Annotated in this window: 26 protein-coding genes; 17 read left to right on the top strand and 9 right to left on the bottom strand. The window is 61.3% G+C overall.

Annotation, left to right across the window (positions count from 1 at the left end):
• The 5 genes from CQ002_RS16980 to CQ002_RS16995 all read right to left on the bottom strand — a co-directional run.
• A partial coding sequence (locus tag CQ002_RS16980) for an aminotransferase class V-fold PLP-dependent enzyme (RefSeq protein WP_146119693.1) occupies positions 1-290 on the bottom strand: 290 nt, incomplete at its 3' end.
• 254 nt (positions 291-544) lie between these two features.
• Positions 545-1915, bottom strand: a complete 1371-nt coding sequence (locus CQ002_RS16985; RefSeq protein WP_098466175.1) for a DUF1552 domain-containing protein — start codon at positions 1913-1915, stop codon at positions 545-547.
• 2 nt (positions 1916-1917) lie between these two features.
• Complete coding sequence (locus CQ002_RS28590) at positions 1918-2199, bottom strand: hypothetical protein (protein ID WP_234010407.1); 282 nt, start codon at positions 2197-2199, stop codon at positions 1918-1920.
• Positions 2200-2232: 33 nt separating this feature from the next.
• Positions 2233-5970: a DUF1592 domain-containing protein gene (locus CQ002_RS16990; RefSeq protein ID WP_234010406.1), complete on the bottom strand. Its 3738-nt coding sequence runs from the start codon at positions 5968-5970 to the stop codon at positions 2233-2235.
• A 369-nt stretch (positions 5971-6339) separates the two neighbouring features.
• The gene (locus tag CQ002_RS16995) at positions 6340-6609 is read right to left on the bottom strand and encodes a hypothetical protein (RefSeq protein WP_098466173.1); all 270 of its coding nucleotides are present in this window, start codon (positions 6607-6609) and stop codon (positions 6340-6342) included.
• Positions 6610-7008: 399 nt separating this feature from the next.
• On the opposite strand from CQ002_RS16995, the gene msuE reads away from it, so the two are divergent.
• The 4 genes from msuE (at position 7009) to CQ002_RS17015 (ending at position 11177) form a co-directional block, all read left to right on the top strand.
• Positions 7009-7572 carry an FMN reductase gene (gene msuE, locus CQ002_RS17000; RefSeq protein ID WP_069022697.1) on the top strand — a complete coding sequence of 188 codons (564 nt, stop codon included), beginning with the start codon at positions 7009-7011 and terminating at the stop codon, positions 7570-7572.
• 9 nt (positions 7573-7581) lie between these two features.
• Complete coding sequence (gene ssuD / locus CQ002_RS17005) at positions 7582-8724, top strand: FMNH2-dependent alkanesulfonate monooxygenase (RefSeq protein ID WP_034103111.1); 1143 nt, start codon at positions 7582-7584, stop codon at positions 8722-8724.
• 201 nt (positions 8725-8925) lie between these two features.
• Positions 8926-10062 (top strand): acyl-CoA dehydrogenase family protein, encoded by a 1137-nt coding sequence (locus CQ002_RS17010; RefSeq protein WP_164441143.1) that lies wholly within the window; start codon positions 8926-8928, stop codon positions 10060-10062.
• 11 nt (positions 10063-10073) lie between these two features.
• Positions 10074-11177 (top strand): sigma-54-dependent Fis family transcriptional regulator, encoded by a 1104-nt coding sequence (locus CQ002_RS17015; RefSeq protein ID WP_034103109.1) that lies wholly within the window; start codon positions 10074-10076, stop codon positions 11175-11177.
• Here the strand turns inward: CQ002_RS17015 and CQ002_RS17020 are convergent.
• Positions 11166-11531 (bottom strand): antibiotic biosynthesis monooxygenase, encoded by a 366-nt coding sequence (locus CQ002_RS17020; protein ID WP_034103108.1) that lies wholly within the window; start codon positions 11529-11531, stop codon positions 11166-11168. The two genes, CQ002_RS17015 and CQ002_RS17020, sit on opposite strands and share 12 nt — an antisense overlap.
• A 101-nt stretch (positions 11532-11632) precedes the next feature.
• Between CQ002_RS17020 and soxR the strand changes: the two genes are divergently transcribed.
• The 4 genes from soxR to CQ002_RS17040 all read left to right on the top strand — a co-directional run bounded on the left by soxR (position 11633) and on the right by CQ002_RS17040 (position 15550).
• The gene (gene soxR / locus CQ002_RS17025) at positions 11633-12082 is read left to right on the top strand and encodes a redox-sensitive transcriptional activator SoxR (protein WP_034103105.1); all 450 of its coding nucleotides are present in this window, start codon (positions 11633-11635) and stop codon (positions 12080-12082) included.
• Positions 12083-12268: 186 nt separating this feature from the next.
• A complete protein-coding gene (locus CQ002_RS17030; protein ID WP_034103103.1) occupies positions 12269-13144 on the top strand; it encodes an alpha/beta fold hydrolase in 876 nt (291 codons plus the stop codon).
• A gap of 99 nt (positions 13145-13243) precedes the next feature.
• Positions 13244-14557, top strand: a complete 1314-nt coding sequence (locus CQ002_RS17035; protein WP_034103101.1) for a dicarboxylate/amino acid:cation symporter — start codon at positions 13244-13246, stop codon at positions 14555-14557.
• A gap of 78 nt (positions 14558-14635) precedes the next feature.
• Positions 14636-15550, top strand: coding sequence for a LysR substrate-binding domain-containing protein (locus CQ002_RS17040; RefSeq protein ID WP_197984510.1), 915 nt, complete (start codon positions 14636-14638; stop codon positions 15548-15550).
• Positions 15551-15620: 70 nt separating this feature from the next.
• Here the strand turns inward: CQ002_RS17040 and leuD are convergent, their stop codons facing one another.
• Both leuD and leuC read right to left on the bottom strand, forming a co-directional pair.
• The gene (gene leuD / locus CQ002_RS17045; RefSeq protein WP_034103097.1) at positions 15621-16235 is read right to left on the bottom strand and encodes a 3-isopropylmalate dehydratase small subunit; all 615 of its coding nucleotides are present in this window, start codon (positions 16233-16235) and stop codon (positions 15621-15623) included.
• Positions 16232-17650, bottom strand: a complete 1419-nt coding sequence (gene leuC, locus CQ002_RS17050; protein WP_105161925.1) for a 3-isopropylmalate dehydratase large subunit — start codon at positions 17648-17650, stop codon at positions 16232-16234. The genes leuD and leuC overlap by 4 nt, the downstream gene beginning before the upstream one ends.
• A 289-nt stretch (positions 17651-17939) precedes the next feature.
• Between leuC and CQ002_RS17055 the strand changes: the two genes are divergently transcribed.
• The 8 genes from CQ002_RS17055 to CQ002_RS17090 are packed head-to-tail and all read left to right on the top strand — an operon-like array spanning position 17940 to position 24063.
• Positions 17940-19142: a PepSY domain-containing protein gene (locus tag CQ002_RS17055; RefSeq protein WP_034103095.1), complete on the top strand. Its 1203-nt coding sequence runs from the start codon at positions 17940-17942 to the stop codon at positions 19140-19142.
• Complete coding sequence (locus tag CQ002_RS17060; protein WP_034103094.1) at positions 19139-19675, top strand: hypothetical protein; 537 nt, start codon at positions 19139-19141, stop codon at positions 19673-19675. Before CQ002_RS17055 ends, CQ002_RS17060 begins: the two co-directional genes overlap by 4 nt.
• Entirely contained in the window at positions 19672-20001 is a 330-nt protein-coding gene (locus tag CQ002_RS17065; RefSeq protein WP_034103092.1) for a hypothetical protein, read from the top strand. Before CQ002_RS17060 ends, CQ002_RS17065 begins: the two co-directional genes overlap by 4 nt.
• A complete protein-coding gene (locus tag CQ002_RS17070) occupies positions 19998-20558 on the top strand; it encodes a DUF6162 family protein (protein WP_105161924.1) in 561 nt (186 codons plus the stop codon). The genes CQ002_RS17065 and CQ002_RS17070 overlap by 4 nt, the downstream gene beginning before the upstream one ends.
• A 19-nt stretch (positions 20559-20577) precedes the next feature.
• Positions 20578-21510, top strand: coding sequence for a metal ABC transporter substrate-binding protein (locus CQ002_RS17075; RefSeq protein WP_105161923.1), 933 nt, complete (start codon positions 20578-20580; stop codon positions 21508-21510).
• The gene (locus tag CQ002_RS17080) at positions 21507-22253 is read left to right on the top strand and encodes a metal ABC transporter ATP-binding protein (RefSeq protein WP_105161922.1); all 747 of its coding nucleotides are present in this window, start codon (positions 21507-21509) and stop codon (positions 22251-22253) included. The genes CQ002_RS17075 and CQ002_RS17080 overlap by 4 nt, the downstream gene beginning before the upstream one ends.
• Positions 22250-23149, top strand: a complete 900-nt coding sequence (locus CQ002_RS17085) for a metal ABC transporter permease (protein WP_105161921.1) — start codon at positions 22250-22252, stop codon at positions 23147-23149. Before CQ002_RS17080 ends, CQ002_RS17085 begins: the two co-directional genes overlap by 4 nt.
• On the top strand, positions 23149-24063 hold the full coding sequence (locus CQ002_RS17090) for a metal ABC transporter solute-binding protein, Zn/Mn family (protein ID WP_105161920.1): 915 nt from the start codon (positions 23149-23151) through the stop codon (positions 24061-24063). The genes CQ002_RS17085 and CQ002_RS17090 overlap by 1 nt, the downstream gene beginning before the upstream one ends.
• 688 nt (positions 24064-24751) lie before the next feature.
• Here CQ002_RS17090 and CQ002_RS17100 read toward each other — a convergent pair.
• Positions 24752-25465, bottom strand: a complete 714-nt coding sequence (locus tag CQ002_RS17100; protein ID WP_034103077.1) for a UTRA domain-containing protein — start codon at positions 25463-25465, stop codon at positions 24752-24754.
• 431 nt (positions 25466-25896) lie between these two features.
• Between CQ002_RS17100 and CQ002_RS17105 the strand changes: the two genes are divergently transcribed.
• Positions 25897-26973, top strand: a complete 1077-nt coding sequence (locus CQ002_RS17105) for an ABC transporter substrate-binding protein (protein ID WP_034103075.1) — start codon at positions 25897-25899, stop codon at positions 26971-26973.
• The last annotated feature ends 11 nt before the right edge of the window (positions 26974-26984 follow it).

Here is a 26984-nt window from a genome sequence, read left to right on the forward strand (position 1 = left end):
TGCCCACCCGCCACGCCCCGCGCCTGCGCCACGCCCTTGATCGCCAGGTTGTTGGATTCTGTGGCGCCGGACGTCCAGACGATTTGTTCAGGGTTGGCACCGACCAACTCGGCCACCTGGCGACGCGCCTGTTCAACCGTTTGCCGGGCCGCCTGGCCGAACGCGTGGGAACTGGACGCGGGGTTACCGAAATTGGCATTGAAGCCCAGACACTCGACCATTACCTGGATGACCCGTTCATCCACCGGGGTAGTGGCGGCGTAGTCGAAATACAGCGGACGTTTATTCATAACGTTAGAAACTCGCAGAGCAGGTTCCCGAGAGCAGCGTCTCAGGGGCATGGACCGGGACAGAGGTCGTCAGGTTTAACCGATCGCATGCCGTGAAAGAAGAACCACTTTATGTAAATGTGCGTAGGAACGCTCCTGGAATTTGAGCTTAACAGGCTCAAAGGCGCCGCCGTTAGATCGATTGGGCGCAAACGCAAAAAGCCGAAAAGTCCGCCCTCCGGACCTTTCGGCTTTTTGATGCAGTGCGAAACGACTCAAACGTTGGTGAATATGCCACTCACCGGGTCGATATTTCCATTATAGGGCACGCTGGTCCCCGCCGCCCTGGCAACAGTCGCCCAGATCCGCTGCATGTCAACGAACGTATTGCCAATCACGGGGTTGCCATATTGCTGACGGTCACCCTGGGCCGTGATGTTGAAATAACGCCCCGCACCCGCGCCGCTCTTCAACAAGCCGCTGGCGCCCCCCATCAATACCAGCGGCATATCCAGCGTGTGTTCGGGCGCGCCGTCGGCCATCTCGCTGGTAAAGATCACCAACGTGTGCTTGAGCAGGCTGTCACTCGGCACATCAGGGTCGGCATGACGCGCCAGTTCGTCCATAAACAATTTGAGTCGTTGGGTGTACCACTGCCGGGACTTTTTCCAGACGTCCAGCCCCGCATAGCGGTGCGCGCAATCATGCGGATTGGTGACGTCACTGACGTCGAGGATATTCAGTGACTCTGCCGAGCGCCCGACCTGAATCGTGGCGACCCGCGTGATGCCGCACGACAGCGCCGTCGCGACCACCTGGTGATGGCTGTTCTGGATCTGATTGCGAAATTGCGCGGACTTGAAAGGCACCGACTCCAGCTCCAGCGGAGAACACTCGCCAATCGGCGGCAGCGTCTCTTCCATGTCCTTGAGGGTCTGCTCGACAGCATCGAGTTGCATCTCGACCTTCTGTTTTTGCGCGCCAGCAAGCCGTCCTCGCATCTCATTGATATCGGCCAGCACCGGGTCGAAGACGTGACGATTTCGTACCTGCCGATCACGCACCGCTCTGCTGACGGTCCCAAAGATATACTGCGCCAGTAATTCCGGGTCCTGTACAGGCTTGCGAATATCACTGCGAATCTTCGGACCATTCCACGACACATACCAGTCAGTGCCATCAATGCCCGCATGCGGCCCGGCAAACACACTGCGCAGGGTCGGATCCGTCCCGGGCATATGCTGCCCCAGCAACACATCGATCGAAGCCATTTTCTTCTCGCGATCGCGCAGGAGCCAGGTCCATCCATTGTGGCCTTCATTACCCGGCCCAAGGATCGTGCCACGCAGGTACAGGGACTGGCTCTTGTACGCGGCCAGTTCCTGGCTGACTTCATTGAGCGTGAAGTCTGAGGTATCCAACGCAGCGGCCTGGGGGTGCCAAAGGCCCCGGCCGTCACTCGAGTATGCGCTGGAGGAGTCGACGGCCAAGCCGTCCGGTACGATGAAAAACACGACTTTGAGCTTCGCCTGCTGGCTTTGTCCCGCCAGCGCCAACCGTGCCAAGCCAAACTGGGTGAGCGGACCATAGATACCGACGGCTGCAAGACCGGCGAGGAAACGACGACGACTTTTCAAGATATCCATGATCAATCCCTCTGCATCTTGAATTGGAACGCGTTGGAAGTGCCCAGCGTGCGTAACATCGACGGTAATGAGCCAGTGTTCTTCAGCCCATCAGTCAGTGCCTTCACCGTCGCGGAAGTGGATTCGTCGGATTTGTTCCCCGACGCGAAGCGGAAGTAGCTGTCCGCCATGCAGAACAGCGACGCTGAGTTGTGGGCGATCAGCTTGGAAATATCCCGCACATCGTCGATGGGCACCGTCCCATCAACGCCAACAAATGGGCCGGACGACTTGATCGGCAGCATTTGCGGAAACTGCGCGTAGTTGTAGGCCGGCTCTTATTGGCGATAGCGCCCCGTAGCGTCGTAGTGCTCCATCGAGGCACCGGTATCGTTCATGTACTGGTGGCACTGCCAGCAACGTCCTCCGGAAGCCTGTTCGCCGTTGACCAGGTCCCAACGCTCACGGGTGGTGATCGCCCGAGGCGGGAACGTCGGCTCCGTCGGCTCAGCTTCCACTGGCGCCCCGAACTCACGGCAGAACAGTTGTTCGCGAATCGTGATACCGCGCTTGACCAGTGAGGTGACCGCGTAGTCGGAGGTAGACGCCTGGAAGAGCCCCAGGTGCAGCAGGCCTCCGCGCTTATCGTCCACGGCAACCTTGCGCATTGCAGTCCCCGCCACCCCATTGATGCCGTAGTGCTCGGCCAATACCTGATTGAGATAGGTGAAACCCGGGTTGAACAACTTATCGAGCGTAGGCTCAGTGCCAAGCATCACCTCACGCGTCAACAGGGCCTGTTCCTGCGTCATCAGTTGGATCTTCTGCTCATCCAGCCCGGGTTTTTCCTGGACGCCGCGCTGGGTCCGGATGTAGTAGCTGATAAACCGGTTGAACTGCTCGATACCCCGTTCAGTGCGCATCATCCGATCAATCTCGGCACTGATCTGCTGCGGCGTTTGCAACTCGTTGCGCTCGGCCTTGGCTAACAGTTGCGCGTCTGGCGTTGTTCCTAGATAGGTGTAGGACAACGCCGTCGCCATCTCATAGGGCGTCAGCTTGTAAACGTCGGATTGCCCGTCGACAGCCTGCCCAAGCTCCGAGCGATAGAGAAAGTTGGGCGACAGCAGCAGCGCGGCGATCAGTGCCTGCTCGCCATGTTCATCCGACAGCGCCTGGTAACGGGCACGCTCAGCCTCGTTCAGATGGCGCCGGAACAACTGGTAACCCAAAGCCGTGGTCGAGTCCGTGCCGTTGGCGGCCTTGAGACGCTGCAGCTGTTCGGGAGCCACCCGCTCAGCGATCGATAGCGCCATGTCATACAGCTTCTTGATATCTTCAGCCTGCAACACTCCCTTGCTGGCTTCGCCGGGGTACTTGAAATCCTTGTCGGATTTATCCGCCGGCAACTTCTCTTTGTTGACCTCCACTGCCAGGACATCCCTGACGCTGTTGACGTACTCATCACGTGTCAGCAGGCGCAGCTGACGCTGGCCATGGGTGTCCGCCGGGTTAAGATACGGTGCCCACACAACCTCCAGCAGGTGCTTGCTGATCTGCGTGGCGCAGGTGCTGTCGCAATGCCCAGCCACCGGCATGCTCTGGATCTGGCGCACCAAGGCATCCTGGCCTGCGGCACTCCAGGCCACGGCCATGCGCAAGCTTTTGAAATACTCTACTGCATGGCATTTGGTGCACGATTCGGACAGCACCGTTTCACCCAACTTCTCCTCGTGACGATAAGACACCAGCGCAAGTTGCTGGTCCTGGCTCGCTTCATCGATAGTCAGCGACACCAGTTCCGGTTGCGGCTTCTCCTCTGGGTAGAAGGGATAAATGATCTCGTACTTCCCGTAATCCAGCAGCTCAGTGACGCTTTCACCCCATGGCACTTCCATCACCTTTGGCGCTGTATCCGGCAGGTCTTTTTGCTTGAGGCTGAAGTGCCATTTGGCGGCAGCCACCGATGCCGGTTTGGACGGCGCCATCACGGTGATCTTGATATTCAACTTGATGGGCCGTTCGCGGTATTGAATGTTGAAAGACGGCCTGTTGTTCTCGGCGGACAGGTTCAGCGACACCGTGCGCTGCTCGGGAATCCAGTGCTTCACATCGTCGAGTTTTACCTGGTAGACACCATAGGGAAGGCCTTGCAGGACCAACGCCGCCTCGTTGTCGCCAGGGTTCAGGGACATGTGGAACAACCGGGTATTGCCATCGGGCGAGATCAACGTACCGCTGGCCATCTCGCTCTCCAGCTCAGGCGACGCTGCCAGCATCGGGCGCAAGGTCAGTTGCGTATCAGGTAGGCCCACCGGGTCATACCAGACCCTGTAGATCACCCCGGCGACGTCATCGGACACCAGCAGGCTCTTGTCGGGCAGTTCCAGGAAATCCACCGGCCGCCCCACACAGGAATTGTCCAGGCAATACACATCAAAGCGCTCGGGGTCCTGGATAAAACCATTGATCAACGGGATCTGGTTGACCACCCGCGTACCGCCCTGGACGGTCACGAGCCGAATATCCATGCCCGGCCGTTCCGCGGTGCCGGCGCCGTGCACGGCGACCAGCATAGGCTGGGTATGTGCAGTCGCGGGGTAGCCGTCCCAGAACTTCAACCCCAAGGGCGCGGTGTTGGTGCCCAACTCAAAGGCGGCCGGCACATAGTCCTTGGGATCGACCTGCTCCAGGGATTTATCGGAAACGATGGCGCCTTGCACCAAGGGCGGCTGAATCACGCCCGGGTTGCGAAACTCCTCGTCGGTAAAGCCCGGTGTGCCTTTGCCAAATAGATACGGCACACCAAAATGCAGGCCAGGACCACTGATCCGGTTGACTTCATCAGGGTTGGGAAAGCCCTGGCGATTGTTATCGGTGAACCAGATTTCACCGGTCTTCGCGTTCCAGTCGAACCCCACGGAATTACGTACGCCCCGGGCAAGAATCTGCGCTTTACCGGTCACCGTGTCGTAACGCAACAGCGTGCCGTAACGTGGGTCAGCCGGGATCATGCAGAGGTTGCAAGGCGTGCCGACGGCGGTGTAAAGGCCTGTATCGGTGGGGTCCAGCGGGTTGAAATGCAGAGGGTGTTTCATGTGCCAGATGCGCGTGCTGGAACCGGACGCCACGGGCGGCAATGGAAACAACGAATCATCGGCCGGGAACTTGAACACCAATTCGGGCGAAGGATCCTGATAGTGCGCATCGGCGTCGCGCAAACGATAGAGGCCGCCGGTGGTCGAGTAATACAAATCACCGTCGCGATACACCACGCCGTGGGGCTCCTCCAACCCACTGGCGATCACGTAGATGCCTGTCGGCTTGCCCGCACTGTCCAGCGGCAAGGCGTAGATCATATCCGCGATTTTTCCGTCATAGACGTAGGAAGGAATCGCGCTGGACCCGACGTAGAGCACGTTCTTGCCCATGGCCATTTGCCGTGGCTGAATCAACCCCTGGGCAAACAGTTCGATCTTGATTCCCGGCAGGCCGCTCAATTTGCTCACCTGCACCGGTGGCCGGTATTTCAGGGTGACGGCCTGTTCCTCGCCTTCGTTACGTTGGAAGGAAATGATGCGCGGGGTATTCAACGGCACAAACCCATCGGCGACGTTCATCACCAATTGGTAGTCGCATGCCTTCAGGTTATCGAGGTGGACTGTTTCGCCCGATTTGGCGCTGATCGGTATGGCGTCGGCCTTGCAGCGCAATACGCCGGTGACGACCTGATCGGCGTCGGCCACTCCGGGGACCGGCTTGGCGATAGACGCTCGGCCTTGGAGCGTGGTGAAGTTCAAGGTGAGGCGATTGCCTTCAAAACCGCCACATTCACCCAGGTCTTTCCAGGCGTCCGGCCAAATGTTGGCGCCGTTGCCCGCGGGCAGGCCGGGGTTATAGCCCGCTTGCCTGCACCATTGCCAACTGCCGACCCCAAGAGGTGCCTCTTCATCCCGCCAACACTCAAAATGGCGACCAACGTTCTGCACCTGGTCGCCCTGCTCGTACACCTTTCCCGGTTCATAGGCCGGGGCCGTGCACGCCGCTGCACACGCTTCAGAAGCCAGCAGGGACACGAAAAGAAACCAGCCACAACGCGAAACAATACGACTTGACCCGAACGACATCTCCATGACTCACAGCCTCGTTATGAGGCCAGGTGTCGCTCCATCGAAGAAAGACTGCACAGCTTCACAATCCCGTTAGAAAGCGCCTGGCTGGGGCTGCAGCCGGAAAAGGCCAGTGAGCCCCGACGATTCAATTTGGAATGTCTTGCAAGGCTAATCCACTGCGAAACTACGACATGGCGTAAAGCCATAGAGTCAGGAACCAATAGACACTCGACTCAATCACTCGCCTGTGCAGGCGAAATGACTTGCTACACGTAAGGTCTAGTTGGCGGACATCTCGCCGTCAACTGCAACACGTACCTGCCGTCGGGTGGCTCAACTAGGACGGCCACTGCGCTGGGCGGCACGCTGCGCGTTCATCTCAGCCTGTTGATCAAACCCGAACGCTTTCTGCGGCTGTCCGGTCAGTGCGGCGCGCTGCCGTTGATATTCATCAAATGACAACCCACGACGACCCAGTGCTTCCAGGGCCAACTGTTGGGTTTCTGCGGCAGTGTAAGGGCGCAATTCTGGCGAGGGATGGGTCGCGCATCCGCCAAGGACAGCACTGACAATCAATAAGGAAACAGCGAGGAATCGGTTCACGGTAGTGGCCTTGCAAAGTTGGTTTCGAGTCAATGAACACAGGCTACTCCCGCCCTTGCGCAGTGAAAAATCACCTCCCGTGATAGTTGCTATCAACCACGTTGGCACTCTCGATAACGACACCTTTATATTTCCTTATGATCTATAAATATGGAAATACGTTCATTTACGGAATAAATGTAACCCTCTATAAATGGCGCTGCACCGCAACGGCACTGTTGCCCACGCAACTGTTGCCCTGGCAACAGTCATTCAACAAATCACCAGGCAGGCAACAGCGGCTTTTTCACCAGTGAGCCTGCAACCCACGCCGATCAAGGCCTGCGCCCGTTGGTACAGCTCTTGCTCAACAGGTTGCACCCCACCTGCGATGAATCACTGTTGAAAAAGGAACTGTTCATGACCCGTCCCCTGAATGTCGTAGCCCTCTCCGGCGGAACCTGGCGCCCGTCTCGCACCCTGGTCCTGACCCAGGCTGTACTGGCTGAACTGGCCACCTTGCTGCCGATCGAGACCACCCTGATCGAACTGGGCGACATTGCCCGGCCTCTGGGCGGCGCGCTGTCGCGCGACGAGTTGCCCGCTGACGTCGAAGCGCATCTGTTGGCCATCGAACAGGCCGACCTGCTGATCGTCGCCGCGCCGGTCTATCGCGGTTCCTACCCGGGTTTGCTCAAGCACCTGTTCGACCTCGTCGGCCTCAACGCGCTGATCAACACACCGGTATTGCTCGCAGCCACCGGCGGCAGCGAACGCCACGCACTGGTCCTCGATCATCAGTTGCGCCCGCTGTTCAGCTTCTTCCAGGCACTGACCCTGCCGATCGGCGTGTACGCCACCGAGGCGGACTTCACCGACTACCAAATAACCAGCGAATTATTGAAAGCCCGTATTCAACTGGCAGCAGAACGTGCAGCGCCTTTGTTCACTGCGCACTCCCCCTCTCTGCTGAAAATCGCGTAAGGATTTGCCATGGATGTTTTCTGGTTTCTGCCCACTCACGGCGACGGTCATTACCTGGGCACCACTCAAGGTGCACGCCCTGTCACCCTCAATTACCTGAAGCAAGTCGCCCAAGCCGCTGACAGCCTGGGGTACCACGGCGTGCTGATTCCTACCGGGCGTTCGTGCGAAGACTCCTGGGTGATCGCCTCGGCGCTGGTGCCGCTGACCGAGCGCCTGCGTTATCTGGTGGCGATTCGTCCGGGCATCATTTCGCCCACGGTCTCGGCGCGCATGGCCGCGACCCTGGATCGCCTGTCCAACGGCCGCCTGCTGATCAACGTGGTCACCGGCGGTGACCCTGACGAAAACCGTGGCGACGGCAGCTTCCTCGATCACAGTGAACGCTACGAGGTCTCTGACGAATTCCTGCAGATCTGGCGCCGCGTGTTGCAAGGTGAATCGGTGGATTTCGAAGGCAAGCACTTGCGCGTGCAGAACGCCAAGGCCCTTTACCCGCCCGTGCAGAAGCCTTATCCGCCGTTGTATTTCGGTGGGTCTTCCGACGCGGCTCATGACCTCGCCGCCGAGCAGGTGGATGTGTACCTGACCTGGGGCGAACCGCCCGCCGCCGTCGCGGAAAAACTCGCGGATGTACGTGAGCGCGCCGCCCGCCGCGGACGCACCGTGAGGTTCGGGATACGCCTGCACGTGATCGTGCGCGAAACCGAAGAGGACGCCTGGAAAGCCGCCGACACGTTGATCGAGCACATCAGCGACGAAACCATTGCCGCGGCGCAAAAATCCTTCTCGCGCTTTGACTCCGAAGGTCAGCGCCGCATGGCCGCCCTGCACGACGGGCGCCGCGACAACCTGGAAATCGCCCCCAACCTATGGGCCGGTGTCGGCCTGGTGCGCGGCGGTGCCGGTACCGCGTTGGTCGGCAACCCGCAACAAGTGGCCGAACGCATCAAGGAGTACGCGGACCTGGGCATCGAGAGCTTCATCTTCTCCGGCTACCCGCACCTGGAAGAAGCCTATCGCTTCGCGGAACTGGTGTTCCCGCTGCTGCCGGAACCCTATGCCAGCCTTGCCGGGCGCGGCATCACCAACCTCACTGGCCCGTTCGGCGAAATGATTGCCAACGATGTATTGCCAACGACAAAGGCCTGAGTGCAGTGAGGTCGGTTTTATGTGGGGGCGGGCTTACTCGCGAAAGGCGTCGGTTCAGTCAATTGACTTACCGCCCGACACTCCGCTTTTGCGAGCAAGCCCGCTCCTACAGTTGGCCTTCATTGCCAAATAGACATTGAGGAACCCCGCGTGACAGCCAAACCCCACAGCGTCCTGCCCTCCCCATTGCAGACCGCCAAAATGCTGGCCGCCGAATTCGCCCTCACCGCCGTCGAACGCGACGAGCGCGGTGGCACGCCCAAAGCCGAACGCGACGCCCTGCGCCAAAGCGGCCTGCTGGCCCTGAGCATTCCCACCCAATACGGCGGCCTCGGTGCACGCTGGAGCGACACCCTGGCAATCGTGCGCGAGTTCGCCAAGGTCGACAGTTCCATTGCCCATGTCTTCGGCTTTCACCACCTGATGCTCGCCACCGTGCGCCTGTTTTCGCGTCCGGATCAATGGCAACCCTGGTTCGAACAGACCGCACGTAAGAACTGGTTCTGGGGCAACGCCCTCAACCCGTTGGACACGCGCACGGTGGTCAAGGACTTCGGCGGCTGGCGCGAGTTCTCCGGCAAAAAGAGCTTCTGCTCTGGTGCCAGCGACTCGGAAATGCTGATCGCCTCGGCGGTGGATGAAACCGCCGGCGGCAAGTTGCTGATCGCGGCCATCCCCAGCGGTCGCAGCGGCATTACGCTGCACAACGACTGGAACAATATTGGCCAGCGCCAGACCGACAGTGGCAGCGCCAGCTTCGAGCGAGTACGCGTCGAGGAATCAGAACTGCTGCTCGACCCCGGCCCGCTGAGTACGCCTTTCGCCTGCCTGCGCCCGTTGATCGCCCAGCTGACCTTCACGCATATGTTCCTGGGTATTGCCGAAGGCGCCTTCGAAGAGGCGCGCAACTACACGCTCACCGAAACCCGCTCGTGGCACAAATCCAGCGCCGAAGACGTGCGCCAGGACCCTTACGTGCTGCATCACTACGGCGAATTCTGGGTCGCCCTGGAAGGTGTGCGCCTGCTGGTGGAACGCGCCGCCGAGTTGCTCGACCAGGCGTGGGCCAAGGGCCCGAACCTCAGCGAAAGCGAACGCGGCCAACTGGCTATCGCAATCGCTACCGCCAAGGTCGCCGCGACCCGCCAGGGCCTGGACCTGTGCAGCCGCCTGTTCGAAGTCACCGGCGCACGCTCCACCCATGCGTCGCTGCGCCTGGACCGTCACTGGCGCAACCTGCGCACGCAAACCCTGCACGACCCGGTGGACTACAAGCTTCATGAACTGGGGGACTGGGCGTTGAACCAATCCCTGCCGATCCCGACGTTCTATTCCTAAGAGAGGTGCCCATGCAGCTTTTGACCCTACCGCCCTCGCCCGCCCTCGCGACGTCGATCCGCGCCACGGCCCAGGTCTTCGAAGACCCGAAATCCCAGGCGCTGCTCGACCACATCCAGCAAGTGGCGCCCAGCGAAGCCAGCGTGCTGATCATCGGCGAGACCGGGACCGGTAAAGAGCTGGTGGCTCGGCATATCCACAACCTCAGCGCGCGGCGCAACCGGCCGTTCGTGGCGGTGAACTGCGGGGCGTTCTCCGAATCACTGGTGGAAGCCGAGTTGTTCGGCCACGAAAAAGGCGCCTTCACCGGCGCCTTGAGTGCCAAGGCAGGCTGGTTCGAAGAAGCCGACGGCGGCACCTTGTTCCTGGATGAGATCGGCGATTTGCCGATGGCGATCCAGGTCAAGTTGCTGCGCGTCCTACAGGAACGCGAGGTGGTGCGCCTGGGTTCGCGCAAGAGCATTCCGATTGATGTGCGCGTGCTTGCCGCGACCAATGTGCAACTGGAAAAAGCCATCAACGCCGGACATTTCCGCGAGGACCTCTACTACCGTCTCGACGTGGTCAGCCTGGAACTCAGCCCGTTGCGCGAGCGCCCCGGCGATATCCTGCCGCTGACCCGGCACTTCATCGAAGCCTACAGCCAGCGGCTGGGCTACGGCCCGATCACGATCAGCCGCGAGGCCGAGCACAAACTCAAAAGCTACAGTTGGCCCGGCAACATCCGTGAGCTGGAAAACGTGATCCACCATACCCTGTTGATCTGCCGCAACGGCGTGATCGAACGCGACGATCTGCGCCTGTCGAACATGCGCATCGAGCGTCAGGACGACAGCCAGTACGCTACCGACAACAGCGCCGAAGCCTTGCTCGCGCGGGCCTTCCAGAAGCTGTTCGAAGAACAGGCCGGCGCCCTGCATGAAAAGGTCGAGGACGCCCTGTTACGCGCGGCCTATCGTTTCAGCCATTACAACCAGGTGCACACCGCCAACCTGCTCGGCTTGAGCCGCAACGTCACGCGCACGCGTCTTATCAAGATAGGCGAGCTGGCCGTGAACAAGCGTCGTCCAGGCGAAAACGTGCAGGGCGAGCGCATGTTGCACCTATCCATTTAGGCGGCAGTGCAACGCGTTGTCATGGCTGCGCTCGAAACTGCGCAACACCTGGAACGAACCAAAGGTCACGGCCGTGGCTTGGTGGGCGCGGATCAGCGTCCAGAAATCTTCCTCGCCGTGTTCAAAACACTTGAACGCCGCCTCGCCATCTTCACGCGAGCGCCATTGCAGGTAATTGAGCACCCGCCGCCCGTCATCACTGACCTGCACGCTCGCATTGATGAAGCCACCATGGCGCTGGGCCAGGCGTTCACTTTGGGTGCTCAATGCAGCCACCAGGGCGAGTTGTTGCTGGGGCTCGATCTGAAACTCGATCAATTGAGTGAAGCTGCGATTTTTCTCTGATACCTGCATGAACACTCCCCTTTCTCTGTAGGCAAGATATTGCGATTCGATGCCACGCAGGGTAAAACCTCTAGTTAAGTCAAGGTCAAGCGCTGTCTTGGAGTTTTTTCATGCTCAACAAGCAACTCACCGTCGGCCAGCTCGCCGCCCGCAGCGGCGTCGCGGTCACGGCCCTGCATTTCTATGAAGCCAAGGGGCTGATCAAGAGCAATCGCAATGCCGGCAACCAGCGCCGCTATCCACGGGATGTATTGCGGCGGGTGGTGGTGATCAAGATCGCGCAGCGTTTGGGCATTCCGCTGGCGACGATTGGCCAGGCGCTGCAGACGCTGCCGGATGGGCGAACGCCGAACGCCCAGGATTGGGAGCGCTTGTCAGCGCTGTGGCAGGAGGACCTGGATGAACGCATCAACAAGTTGATGCTGCTGCGCGACAAGCTCAGCGGCTGTATTGGCTGTGGGTGCTTGTCGCTGGAGGCGTGTCCGTTGCGCAATCAGGATGATCAGTTGGGTGAGCATGGGCCGGGGGCACAGCTGTTGGAGCCAACCACCCAGCCCTGAAGTAACACCCCAATCAGTGAGGGAGCTGGCTTGCCTGCGCCCACGTGAGCCTTTGTTGATCGAGAAACAGGGCCCGGCCTTTACGCTGCTGCATCACACTTCATGAACAACCCCTCCACGTTTTCGCCCTTGCCCCCAGCGCTGTGTGATTCCAGGATGCAAGCCATTACAAAGAGGAGTCATTCCATGTTCGCCGGATTCCAGAAAGACCAGTGCCACGTCAACGGCGTGGACATCAGCTACCGCAAAGGCGGCACAGGTCCCGGTCTGCTCCTGTTGCACGGGCACCCGCAAACCCACGTCATCTGGCACAAAGTCGCCGAACAACTGGCCGAACACTTTACCGTCGTGGCTGCCGACCTGCGTGGTTATGGCGACAGCAGCAAGCCACCGGCCAATGACGATCACTCCACCTATTCGAAACGGGAAATGGCCCGGGACGGCGTCGAGCTGATGAGTGCGCTGGGCTTCGAACAGTTCTCGGTGCTGGCCCATGACCGTGGCGCCCGCGTGGCCCATCGCCTGGCCCTGGACCATCCCGCCGCCGTGCAGCGCATGGTGCTGCTGGACATCGCCCCCACCCTGTCGATGTATGCACAGACTGACGAAGCGTTTGCCCGCGCCTACTGGCACTGGTTCTTCCTGATCCGCCCGGCGCCGTTGCCGGAAGCCTTGATCGAGAGCAACCCGGAACTGTACCTGCGCAGCGTCATGGGCAGCCGCAGCGCCGGGCTCAAGCCGTTCACCGACGAGGCCTTCGCCGAATACCTGCGCTGCCTGAAACTGCCGGGCGCCGCCACCGGCATCTGCGAGGACTACCGTGCCGCTGCCGGTATCGACCTTGAGCACGACCAGGCGGACATCGACGCCGGCCATCACCTGACCCTGCCATTACTGGTGATGTGGGGTGCCGAAGGCACCGTTGGCCGCTGTTTCGAGCCGCTCAAGGAATGGCAGAAAGTTGCCACCGACGTACGCGGCAAAGCCCTGCCGGCCGGCCACTACATCGCCGAAGAAGCCCCCGAATTATTGCTGGGCGAAGTCCTGACCTTCCTTCGCTGAGCCACTCAGTAACCCCGTGACCTGACCCACCCACCTCGCAGGCTGCAAACGCCTGCGACGGGTTCGCTTTGCCCCAAGAAACGTACCGAGATAATAACAATGACAATCAGAAAACTGCTGGGAACCCTGTATATCCAGGTGCTCATCGCGATTGCGCTGGGCGTGTTGATCGGCCATCAATGGCCGCAGATCGGCATCGACCTCAAGCCCCTCGGCGATGGCTTTATCAAGCTGATCAAGATGATCATCGGCCCGATCATCTTCTGCACGGTGGTCTCCGGCATCACCAGCATGCACGACGTGAAACAGGTGGGCCGGGTCGGCGGCAAAGCGCTGCTGTACTTCGAGGTGGTCTCGACCATCGCCCTGTTGATCGGCATTCTTGCTGCGCACCTGCTGCATCCGGGCGTGGGCTTCAATATCGATGTGAAGACTCTCGACAGTTCGGCCATCGCCGGTTTTGTCGGTCAGGCTGAGCATGGCGAAGGCGTCACCGGGTTCCTGTTGCACGTGATCCCCGCAACGTTCTTCGATGCGTTTTCCAAGGGCGAAATCCTGCCGGTGCTGTTCGTCTCAGTGCTGTTTGGCGTGGGCCTGGTGATGGTCGGTGAAAAGGGTCGGCCGCTGGTGGGCGTGATCAACCAGGCCAGCGAAGTATTCTTCCGCATCGTCGGCATTATCAGCCGCGTCGCGCCGATCGGCGCCTTTGGCGCGATCGCGTTCACCATCGGAAAATACGGTGTCGGTTCGTTGCTGCCGCTGCTCAAACTGGTGGGCACCTTCTATGTCACTGCGTTTTTCTTTGTTGCCGTGGTGCTCGGCAGCATCGCCCGCTATGCCGGCTTCAGCATTTTCAAGTTGATGGGCTATATCAAGTCGGAGTTGTTGATCGTGCTCGGCACCAGTTCGTCGGAGTCAGCATTGCCGCAGCTGATCCAGAAACTCGAAAGCCTGGGCGCCTCCAAAGGGGTGGTGGGCATCGTGGTGCCGACCGGCTACACCTTTAACCTCGACGGGACCAACATCTATATGACCCTGGCGGTGCTGTTCCTGGCCCAGGCCACCAACATCCACTTGCCGCTGGAGCAGCAGTTGACCCTGCTGGCGGTGGCGATGCTGACCTCCAAAGGCGCAGGTGCGGTAGTCGGCGCAGGCTTTGTGGCGCTGGCTGCCAGCCTGGCGGTGGTGCCGACGGTGCCGGTGGCGGCGATGGTGTTGATCCTCGGCGTCGATCGGTTCATGGCCGAATGCCGCTCATTGACCAATATCATCGGCAACGCGGTGGCCGCCCTGGTGGTGGCCGCGTGGGAAGGTGAACTGGACCGCGAAAAAATGGCGCCCATCGCGCTCAAGCGTGGCCGCCATGCCCGCGCGGCCGAGACGGCGGCCCAGGCCAAGGTGGCCACCGAGTAAGCGACAACACCTGGGCGTGTCGGAAGGCATGCCCAACCGGTGCTATTCTGGCGGCTCATGCCGCCACGCTTGTTTCTGATGACTAACAAGAAAGATACCGTGCCCCTACCCGAAGACCTACGGGTGTTCCTGACCGTGATCCGCAAGGCCGGCTTCGCAGCGGCTGCCGATGAGCTCGGGCTGTCGCCGGCCTACGTCAGCAAGCGCATCCAGATCCTCGAAACCACCCTGGCCACCCGCCTGCTACATCGCACCAGCCGACGCATCGCCCTGACCGAAGACGGTGAACGGGTACAGCGCTGGGCCGTGCGCATCCTGGAAGACTTCCAGCAACTCTCCGATGAACTCTCCGACGCCCATGACAGCCCTCGCGGCCGCCTGCACTTGTGCAGCAGCTTCGGCTTCGGCCGCAATCATGTGGCCCCGGCCCTGTCGTTGCTGGCAGAGCAGTACCCGGACCTGGAAATCCGCCTGGACCTGTTCGACCGCGTGGTAGACATCGTCAGCGAAGGCTTCGACCTGGAGATCCGCGTGGGTGACGACATCCCCGGCCAGCACATCGGTCGCCGGCTGGTGAGCAACCGCCGCGTACTGTGCGCCGCGCCGGCTTATCTGCAGCGACGCGGGACACCGCACCAATTGAGCGACCTGGAGCAGCACGACTGCCTGGTGCTCAAGGAGCGCGATAACGCGTTTGGCATCTGGAACCTGGAGCACGACGGCGCCCAGGAAAGCGTGCGCGTGCGTGGCCCGCTGTCGTCGAACAATGGCGAGATTGTGTTGCAGTGGGCATTGGATGGGCGCGGGGTGCTGCTGCGTTCGATGTGGGATGTGAAGCCACTGCTGGAACAGGGCAAGCTGGTGCAGGTACTGCACGGATATACCCAGAGCGCGAATGTGTGGGCGGTGTACCCGACACGGCTGGCGTATTCCGGGAAACTGCGCGCCTGCGTGGAGTTCTTGCAGGAGCACTTCAAAGGGCTCTCGATCTAGCCCATAGCGTTGCAAAGCCAATCAAAAAGGTGGGAGCGGGCTCGCTCCACCTTTTTTGGAGCTGGGTGTGTCAGTTGAGCCAGGGGTTGGCTTGCAGGTGTCGACGTTCGAAGGCCTTGATCTCGTCACTGCGCTGCAAGGTACTGCCGATGGCATCCAGGCCCAGCAGCAGGGCGGTCTTGCGCAACGTATCGATCTGGAACGGGATCACCTGGCCATCCGCCAGGTAAATCTTTTGGGCGTCAAGGTCCACACTGATCTGCGCCTGGTCCGCCTGGCTGACCGTCTTGCCCAACTGCTGCAGCACGGCCTCGTCCAGGGTGATCAACAACACCCCGTTACGCTGGCAATTGTCATAGAAAATCCCGGCAAAGCTGCTGCCGATCAACGCGCGGATGCCCATCTGCTTCAGCCCCCACACCGCGTGTTCACGGCTGGAACCGCAGCCGAAGTTAGACCCGACCACCATGAAACTCGCGCCCTCCCAGGCCGGCTGGTTCAACACGAAAGCGGGGTTGGGCTCGCCGGACGGCAAGAAGCGCAAGTCGAAGAACAGCCCACGGTCCAGGCCGCTGCGGTCGATGCCCTTGAGGAACTGCTTGGGCATGATCACATCGGTGTCGATGTTGGCCGCCAGCATCGGCGCGGCCTTGCCGGTGACCAAGGTAAACGGTAGCTGGCTCATGGGCGCGCTCCAAAGTGGCGGATATCAGTGAGGCGGCCAGTAATGGCGGCGGCCGCGACCATCGCCGGGCTCATCAAGTGAGTGCGTGCGCCCGCGCCCTGGCGGCCTTCGAAATTACGATTGGTGCTGGAAGCGCAGCGATCGCCGGGGGCCAGCACATCGTCGTTCATCGCCAGGCACATCGAGCAGCCCGACTGGCGCCACTCAAAACCGGCGTCGATAAAAATCGTCGCCAAGCCTTCGGCTTCGGCCTGGTCGCGCACTTCGGTGGAGCCGGGCACGATCATCGCGCGCACGTGGTCGGCCACGTGTTTGCCGCGCACCACGCGGGCGGCGTCGCGCAGGTCCTCGATGCGGGCGTTGGTGCAGGAGCCGATAAACGCATGGCTGATGACGATTTCGCTCAGCGGCATGCCGGCTTGCAGGCCCATGTAGTGGAGGGCGCGGCGCATGTCCTGGCGCAGGATCAGGTCGCTGACGTCCTGCGGGTCCGGCACACGGGCGCCGATGGGCGCAGCCTGGTCGGGGCTGGTGCCCCAGGTGACCATGGGTTCCAGGGTGGTGGCGTCGAGTTGCACTTCTCGGTCAAACACTGCGTCGGCATCCGAGTGCAACTGCCGCCAACCTACCAGTGCCTGGTCCCACAACTCGCCTTTTGGCGCGCGCGGCTTGCCCTTGAGGTAGGCGAAGACTTTTTCGTCCGGCGCCATGAACGCGCCCCGTGCACCGGCTTCCACCGCCATATTGCAGATGGTCATGCGCGCCTCGACGCTCAGCGCATCGAGGGTCGAGCCGCGAAATTCAATGGCGTAGCCGGTCGCGCCCGAAGCACCGATCTTGCCGATCAGCGCCATGATCACGTCCTTGGAGGTCAGGCCTGGCGCCAGCTCGCCGTCTACGCTCACGCGCATCGTCTTCAGTCGCTTGTAGACCAGGGTCTGTGAAGCCAGCAGGTGTTCGATTTCCGACGTGCCGATGCCGAAACCGAAGGCCCCGAGGGCACCATAGGTGGTGGTGTGGCTGTCACCGGCGGCAATCACCATGCCCGGCAGGATAAACCCCTGTTCCGGGGCGATCACGTGTTCGATGCCTTGGCGCTTGTCGAGGATATCCAGCAACTCGATGCCGAAGTCCCGGCAGTTCTCGGCCAGGTAGGACACCTGCCGTGCGCCGCCTGCGTCCGGCATCGCCGCAATACGTTCAGGGGTAGTGGGGTTCACGTGATCGACCACGGCCAACGCCGTGCCGGGGCGCCAAACCTTACGCCCTGCGTCACGCAGGCCACTGAAGGCCTGCGGGCTGGTGTATTCGTTGATCACCTGGCGGTCTATATAGAGCAGGACATGGCCCTGATCATCCAGGGAGCACACCGTGTGGGAATCGATGTGTTTGTCATAGAGGGTTCTGGCAGTCATTTTTCTTAGGCTCGCTTGGGATGGGGCTCACTCAACGGCATGAGCCCATCCTACGCAGCCGCCCCGCCCCATCAATGGCGCCTGGGTGATGGCTTGGAACATGTTTCGTGTTCGATCCAGGCGTTAAAGACGCTTGAATGTGAACCTGAAACATTTTCTTTCATATCCGGGTTAGGGATTTCTCATTCTCATCCGTCTTAACTTAGATACAGCCTGTCGCGTCAGCAAAAGCTACGACTGGCCTTTTCCGGGCCTTCACTGCCCCCCTCCGATCAAGACCCTCATTCACATGTCGAAGAAGTCACGCTCCAAACTCTGGTTTCTCGTACATAGCTGGCTGGCGTTGCCCATCTGGTTCTTTGTACTGATCGTCTGCGTCACCGGGACCCTGGCGGTGGTCAGCCAGGAGATCGTCTGGCTGGCCAACCCGGATATCCGCGCAAGCAAGCCGACGGACGACGCCGAACCCCTGAGCTATGACCAGGTGATCGCCGCCATCAAGCGCGAGGAACCGCAGGTGTTCGTCCAGTCGATCAGCCGTCCCGACGAGTCCCATTTCGCCCTCAGCGTCGACCTCAGCTACCCCGACGGGCGTTCGGTGGAGGTCTACGTCAACCCCTACACCGGTGCGATCCAGGGCATCAGCCCATCCTTCAACTTCCAGCAATTCACCCGCGCCCTGCACGGCTGGTGGCTGGTGCCGTTTACCAATGGCTACAGCTGGGGTTGGTACCTGGTGTCGGCACTCGGCATCCCGTTGCTGGCGTCGCTGGTCACCGGGCTGGTGGTGTACAAGCGTTTCTGGAAGGGCTTCCTGCGCCCTACCCTGCGCATCCGCCACGGCGCGCGGATATTCTGGGGTGACTTCCACCGCTTGAGCGGTATCTGGTCGATCTGGTTCATCGCGGTCATTTCCGTCACCGGCATCTGGTTCCTGATCCGGGCGATCCTGGGCGACAACCAGATTTCGATTTCCACCGAACCGGTCATCCCGGTGATTGCGCGTGAAAAGGTGCCGATGTCGGCGCCCGGCGTACCGGCCCCGATGATTCCGGTCGACGAGGCCATCAAGATCGCCACCCAGCGTATTCCTGGCCTGGAGGCGAGTTTCATCAGCCTGCCGCTCAACGCCTACAGTCATCTGCAGATCGGCGGACGGGGCTGGTACCCGTTGATGTTCCAGACCGCGCAGATCAACCCCTATGACGGTGAAGTCGCTGCGGCACACCTGCTGTCCGACCGCTCGAAACTGGAGTTCGTCACCGAGTCCATGCGCCCACTGCACACCGGCGACTTTGGCGGGATATGGATCAAGCTGATCTGGGCGTTCTTCGGCCTGGTCATGAGCATGATGGTGCTCAGCGGCCTGCTTATCTGGACCAAGCGCACCGCCCTGGCCACGCTCAATGCCCTCAAGCGCGAAGCCAAGACCCAAAATAAGCCCGTTTCCATCCCGGCCATGCAGGCTGAAACCTCGGAGGCCAACTCATGAGCAAGGTTGCGGCTGTACCGACGTCGCCACTGCGAGCCTTCTGGCTGAAATGGCGCTTCCATATCAACGTGCTGCTGTTGCTGATACCCCTGGGCTTCATGCCCAAGTATTTCGCTGATGCCGCGCTGTTTCGCGGCGACACCGGTATCGGCGAGCGAGTGGCTGGCGAAGTGCAGGTCGGTCCGTGGAGCCTGACCCTCGCTGAATTTCGCAATGAGGCCCCACGCCCGGACCCGGCCGGCCCGATGAAGTTTTTCAACGCCGCCCTGTGCGACACCTGCGCCAATCAGGTCAAGGCCACCTACCTGCGTATCGGCAAGCCCCGTAGCCTGCGCGCCGCCGGGGTGATCTTCTTCGGTACGCCGTATCGCATGGGCGCCGGCCTGCCGATTCCGGAACGCACGCCAGCCGATGCCGAACTGTGGGTCACCATGGAAGGCTGGGACGGCAGCATGCACCAGGGTTCCATCCCGCTGAGCCAGGCCTCGCCTGCCACTATTGCCTGGCTGAACAAGCAAGGAGTTAAACCATGACTTTGATGCGCCTGACGCGCGCCTGTGGCGTTCTGTTGCTGGGCGCCGGCTTCAGCACTGTTGCCCTGGCCCACAACCCGATGTGCGAGTGCAAGGAAATCCCCGGCGAGCAGATCCAGTGCAAAGGCGGCTTCTCCGACGGCAGCGGCGCACCCGGCGTGACGCTGGACGTGATCGGCTACGACGAAACCATCCTGGTGCCCGGCAAGCTGGGCGAGGACTCGACCCTGACCTTCAAGAAGCCGTCCGCCGAATTCTATGTGCTGTTCGACGCAGGCCCGGGCCACGTGGTGGAAATCGACCAAGCGGATATCCAGCCACAATGAGTACCACACAGGTTGTACGCCCCGCCGGGGCCGGTCATGAAACCCTCTACGTGCTGCTGTTGTGCCTGGTCATCCTCGCGGTGGCCGGCACGGTGGTGGCCTTGCACGGCGAAACCCAGGACGTTGCAGCGGTGCCCAGCCATCAATTGGACGCCCGCCGCGACCTGAGCGCCGCTGAACAAGGCATCTACGCCGACCTGCTCGTGACCCTGGATGAGATCCAGCTATTGCAGCAGGAGCAAAGCGCGCTGCCCAGCCCAGCACAATTGGCCGAAGAAGGCTTCGCACCGTTTGCCCAGGACGCCAGCTCGGTCAGCCGTGGCGATCATCGCTGGCAATTGCTCCAACCCTCGGCTTACCTGGGCTTGAGCCAGGCGCCCGGCACCAGTGGTTCGCTGCTGATGCGCGTGGACGCTGCCGAGCCGGACATCTGGCTCAACCGCCAAGCCAACCTCGCAGTTCCCTCCGACCTCTCTGACCAGGCGCTGATCGCAGCCGGCTGGCAGCAGGTGGTCGCGCAATTCGATGCCGGCGTGACCCGCCAGCACCGTCACTGAACGAGAAGACCGATTGCCCATGTCTATTTCATCGCCCCTGTTACGCCTGTTGCTGGTTGGCCTGTTCAGCCTGATGCTCGCCCCCCTCGCGAACGCACTTCCTAATCAGGAGCCGGCTAAACGCCTGCGTATCGGCATCACCCTGCACCCTTATTACAGCTACGTGGCCAATATCGTCGGCGACAAGGCCGAGGTGGTACCGCTGATTCCGGCTGGCTTCAACCCTCATGCCTACGAGCCCCGCGCCGAAGACATCAAGCGCATCGGCACCCTGGACGTGATCGTGCTCAACGGCGTCGGCCATGATGATTTCGCCGACCGCATGATCGCCACCAGTGAACGCCCGGACATCCCGGTCATCGAGGCCAACGCCAACGTGCCGCTGCTCGCCGCCACCGGTAACGCCGCGCGCGGTGCAGGCAAGGTGGTCAACCCGCATACCTTCCTGTCGATCAGTGCGTCGATTGCCCAGGTCAACAACATCGCCCGCGAGCTGGGCAAGCTCGACCCCGAAAACGCCAAGAGCTACACGCAGAACGCCCGCGCCTACGGCAAGCGCCTGCGCCAGATGCGCGCCGATGCCCTGGCCAAGTTGACCAGCGCCCCCAACCCGGACCTGCGCGTAGCCACCGTGCACGCGGCCTACGACTACCTGCTGCGTGAGTTCGGCCTGGAAGTCACCGCCGTGGTCGAACCGGCCCACGGGATCGAGCCAAGCCCCAGCCAGTTGAAGAAAACCATCGATGAACTGCGTGCCCTGGACGTGAAGGTGATTTTCTCGGAGATGGACTTCCCCTCCACGTACGTCGACACCATCCAGCGTGAATCCGGGGTCAAGCTGTACCCGCTGTCGCATATTTCCTACGGCGAATACAGCGCCGAGAAGTACGAAGTGGAAATGACCGGCAACCTCAACACCGTGGTTCGGGCCATTCAGGAGTCGGGGGCATGACGGCGGCGCAACGACTGAATGCGATCAGCGTCGGCCCGACGCTTGAGTTCGACCAGGTGTCGCTGACCCTGGGCCGCACGGTGATCCTCGATGCCGTGAGCTTTCAGGTACAGCCGGGCAGCATCCATGCACTGGTCGGCCCCAATGGCGGCGGCAAGAGCTCGCTGATCAAGACCCTGCTGGGGCAAACGCCCCATCAGGGGCGCTTGAGCCTGCACTGGCCGGCCGCGCCCGGCACCATCGGTTATGTGCCCCAGGCCCTGGAGTTCGACCGTGGCTTGCCGATGACCGTGGATGATTTCATGGCAGCCATGTGTCAACGACGCCCTGCGTTTCTTGGACTGTCCAAGCATTACGCCGGCGCGATTGGGGATGCGCTGGAACGCGTTGGCATGCAGGACAAACGCAAGCGGCGCATGGGCGCGCTGTCCGGCGGTGAACGCCAGCGCGTATTGCTGGCCCAGGGGCTGATTCCGGCACCGCACCTGCTGGTGCTGGATGAGCCGATGTCGGCCCTCGATGAAGCCGGTATCCAGGTGTTCGAACGCCTGCTCAATGACTGGCGCCTGGCCGGGATCACCGTGCTGTGGATCGAGCATGACCTGGGAGCCGTGGGACGCCTGGCAGACCGCGTCACCGGCCTCAACCGTCGCGTACTGTTCGATGCCACGCCAAAGGAGGCGCTGACCCCAGATCGCCTGCTCACCCTGTTCTCCACCCACCCTCGGAGCCCGGCGCAATGAGTTATGAAGCCTTTCGCTTGATGGTCCAGGGTTGGGCGTCTTCCGGCTATCTGCCGGAGGCGCTGGCCTACGGTTTTGTGGTCAACGCGCTGCTCGCCGGCTTACTCATTGGCCCGGTGCTGGGCTGCCTGGGGACGCTGGTGGTGGTCAAGCGCTTCGCGTTTTTCTCCGAAGCCGTCGGCCACGCCGCACTGACCGGCGTCGCCGTGGGCATTCTGCTGGGCGAACCCTACACCGGTCCGTACGGTGCCCTGTTCGGCTACTGCCTGCTGTTCGGCATCCTGCTCAACTACCTGCGCAACCGAACCGGCCTGGCGCCGGATACCTTGATCGGGGTGTTCCTGTCGGTGTCCCTGGCGCTGGGCGCAAGCCTGTTGCTGATCCTGGCGGGCAAGATCAACGTGCACATCCTGGAGAACGTGCTCTTTGGTTCGGTATTGACGGTCAACGGCAATGACCTGCTGGTACTGGCCATCGTCGGTTCGCTGGTGATGGCCCTGGCCTTGCCGCTGTACAACCGCATCATGCTGGCCAGCTTCAACCCACAACTGGCAGCAGTGCGCGGCGTCGCCGTAAAGACCCTGGACTACCTGTTCGTGATCCTGGTGACGCTGATCACCGTCGCGGCGGTCAAGGTCATCGGCGCGATCCTGGTCGGTGCGCTGCTGGTGATTCCGGCCGCTGCGGCGCGCCTGTTGAGCCAGTCGCTCAAGGGTTTCTTCTGGGTCTCGGTCGCGATTGCCACCGTCAGCACCCTGTGCGGGATCCTGCTGCCGATCATCTTCGACCTGCCCGTGCCGTCCGGCGCCGCCATCATCCTGGTCGCCGGTATCGCCTTCGCCCTGGCCGCCATCGCGCGCGGCACCGTGCCCAGCCTCAAAGGGAATCTTGGATAATGCGTTCCGTTCTTCATCCTCTGGCCCTCGCCATCGCTTGTTTATTCACCACGCCGTTGATGGCGGCCGAAGCGGCCAAACCGGCTGCCCACGCGGCAAAACCGGTCAAAGTGCTGGCCTCGTTGCCGATCACCTATGGCCTGGCCGAGGTGCTGCTCAAGGGCACCGACGTACAACTCGAGCGCGCTGCCCCGGCCAACCTGCCGGGTTCGCGCCAGGTGTCCTACTTCACCGGCCGTGGCGCTCCGGCCCTCAGCAAGTTGGCGCTGGACGCCGATGCGGCCATCGGCCTGCGCTCACTGTGGGCCGATGATCCGCTGTACCCAGTGGCGCGGCGCAGCAATATCCGCATCGTCGAAGTCGACGCCGCACGCCCGGTAGACGGCGGCCTGCCGGGCATCGCGGTGCAGCCGGGCGTCACCGATGGCCTCAACAGCCAGCCATGGCAGTCGAGCAACAACATGGGACGCATGGCCGATGTGCTGGCCGCCGACCTGAGCCGGCTGGCCCCCTCTGCCAAGCCGAAGATCGATGCCAACCTCGCCGCCCTCAAGCAACGCTTGCTCAAACTCACCGCCGACAGCGAGGCGCGACTGGCCAAGGCGGATAACCTGAGCGTGGTCAGCCTGAGTGATCACTTCGCGTATCTGGTCAGCAGCCTGAACCTGGAAGTGCTCAGCACCGATGCACGCCCTGACGCCGACTGGACGCCAGAAGCGCTGCTGACACTCAGTACCGAATTGAAGGACAACGATATAGCGGTCGTGCTGCACCATCGTCAGCCGAGCGAGGCGGTGAAGGCGGCGGTCGCAGCCGGTGGTGCGCAGTTGCTGGTGCTGGATGTCGACGGCGCGGAGCCGGTCACGGAACTGGAGGGCAATGTGGACCAGGTGATCAAGGCGCTCACGCCATAGGCGTGTCTGTGGGCGCGGGCTTGCCCGCGAAGGCGCCCTGACAGCCAACCACCATCCTCCTGTCACCCCGCGATCCAACAATGTGGGAGCGGGCTTGCCCGCGAAGGCGCCCTGACCGCCAACCACCATCTGCCTGTCACCCCGCGATCCAACAATGTGGGAGCGGGCTTGCTCGCGAAGGCGCCCTGACAGCCAACCACTATGTGCCTGTCACCACGCGATCCAACTGTGGGAGCGGGCTTGCCCGCGAAGGCGCCCTGACAGCCGACCTGGGTGTTGGATCAGACTGAGTACATATCCGTTATCTAGGCAACGGCTGCTATGGGTTCCGCTCTTACAGCGGGTCACTTTGGAAAAGAGCCCCAAAGTAACCAAAAGGCTCTTGCCCCAACACTCGGCACCTCGCCCAGGCTCGGTGTGCCCGTAATCCGACAGTGATTTGGGGGGCCGCCGCCACGCGCCATCCATGGCGCGGGGCGGCTAAACCGGCATCCCTGCCGGTTTACCCCCCAAATCCCTGTCGAATTCCGGCCAGCGTGTTTGATGGGGCGCCTGAGATCAAAGGCAAGATCAAAAACAAGATCAAAAAACAAGATCAAGAGCGACTCGCTTCGCATCGTGGTTAGCGTTGGTTGGTACACGGGTGTAACTGTCGGGATTGCCGGCAAGGCAGCTCCGAGATGTGCGTTCAGATCACATCCACGCCAACGTGAATAGCGTCATGGCGCCAGAACTCCAGGTCGCAGTCGATCAGCCGCTGGTGCTGGTCGTAGTTGACCCGGGCAATACGCAAGCCCGGGCTGCCTACCGATACGCGCAATGCGGCGGCGGCCTCAACCGGCAGTGACGTCGGCACGATTTCAAAGCGCACCCGACCGTAATGCAGGTCGTATTTGCGGGCATATAGCTCGGTCATCGACTGATTCAAATCGCACGCCAGGATCCCCGGGAAATACTGCGGGTTCAGGTAGTGCTCCACGTATAACACCAAGCGCCCATCAATGCGCCGGCTCCGGCAGATCTGGATCACGCTGGACAGCGCCGGCAACTGCAACCAGGCACACACCGCTGCCGACGCCGGTTGCAGCCGCGCAGAGATCACTTCAGTGGACGCCACGCGCCCTTGGGCGTTGACCATCGCGTGAAAGTGGCTGCGTTGCATCAGGTTGTAGGCCAACCGTGGCGGCGAGACGAACCAGCCGCGCCGCTCCTCACGGTAGATCTGCCCTTGGGCTTCCAGTTGTAACAAGGCTTCCCGCACCGTAATCCGAGTGGTACCAAACAACTCGCTGAGCTTGCGCTCGGCGGGCAATTTGCTGGCTGGCGGCAACAGGCCATGGTCGATCTGCTCTTGCAGCGCCAGGCCGATGGATGTCACCGCCTTGATTGCCTCATCACGCATCAACGTTACCTATCTGGACTAGACCAGCACCGACAAGGTGCACAAACCGCTCTGTAAATGGGCTTGCACGGTTGCGTGCCAGCCTAGGCATTACAGATGACCGACAGATGACAGTCCGTGTGCATCCCCAGCAGCACACCCTGCAATACATCGGCCAAGTCCCATTCCTGCGGGCACTTGAGCATGGTCTACGCTCACTCTGCGACTAGCGACATCAGCGATTTAAAAACGACATCGACATGAAACTGTCATCCACCGGGCCTAGATTGGCTCAGGTATTGCTGACCTAGACCAACTGGGGCGATTCATCACTGATTTCTTGTAGCTGGCCGGCTTTCAGGCGCAACGCGCACAAAGAAATCAGTGATGAATCGCCCGCCCGCAAACGTCGACAAAAAACGCAGCGTTGAAAACGCCCAAAGGAGCTTCGGATGAAACAGCTTTTCCTGGCATCACTGTTAGGCTCGACCATTGCCATGTGCACCGCCGCCATGGCCGCTGATACCGATCTAAAAACTCTGGAAGCCGCCGCGAAAGCGGAAGGTGCCGTCAACAGCGTCGGCATGCCCGATGACTGGGCCAACTGGAAAGGCACCTGGGAAGACCTCGCCAAGACCTACGGCCTCAAGCACATCGACACCGACATGAGCTCGGCTCAGGAAATCGCCAAGTTCAAGGCCGAGAAAGACAACGCCAGCGCCGATATCGGCGATGTGGGCGCAGCATTCGGCCCGATTGCGGTGAAGCAGGAAGTCACCCAGCCGTATAAACCGTCCACCTGGGCGCAGGTTCCGGATTGGGCGAAGGACAAGGATGGTCACTGGGCACTGGCCTACACCGGCACCATCGCGTTTATCGTCAACAAGAAGCTGCTGCACGGTTCTGAAGTGCCAACCAGCTGGGCTGACCTGCAGAACGGCAAATACAAAGTCTCCATCGGTGACGTGAGCACCGCGGCGCAAGCGGCCAACGGTGTACTCGCAGCAGCCATTGCCAATAAAGGTGACGAAAAGAACATCGCCCCTGGCCTGCAGTTCTTCACCAAGATCGCCCAGCAAGGCCGTCTCTCGCTGTCCAACCCAACCATCGCCACCCTGGAAAAAGGCGAAGTCGAGGTGGGCGTGGTCTGGGACTTCAACGGTCTGAGCTACAAGGCGAAGATGGCCAACCCGGATGACTACGTGGTGCTGATCCCGTCGGATGGCTCGGTGAAATCCGGCTACACCACCATCATCAACAAATACGCCAAGCACCCGAACGCCGCCAAGCTGACGCGTGAGTACATCTTCAGCGACGCCGGCCAGCTCAACCTGGCGAAAGGCAACGCACGCCCGATCCGCGCTGAAACCGACCTGAAACTGCCGGCCGACATCGCCAAGAACCTCATCCCGGGCGAGCAGTACACCAAAGCCAACCCGCAGCCGATCAAGGATGCCGATGCCTGGGAAGTGACGTCCAAGAAACTGCCACAACTGTGGAACGAGCAGGTCATCGTTGAAATGAAGTAATCGGTCTATTT

Origin of the sequence: Pseudomonas sp. MYb13 (assembly GCF_002980075.1) — a bacterium.
GTDB classification, from domain to species: Bacteria; Pseudomonadota; Gammaproteobacteria; order Pseudomonadales; family Pseudomonadaceae; genus Aquipseudomonas; species Aquipseudomonas lurida.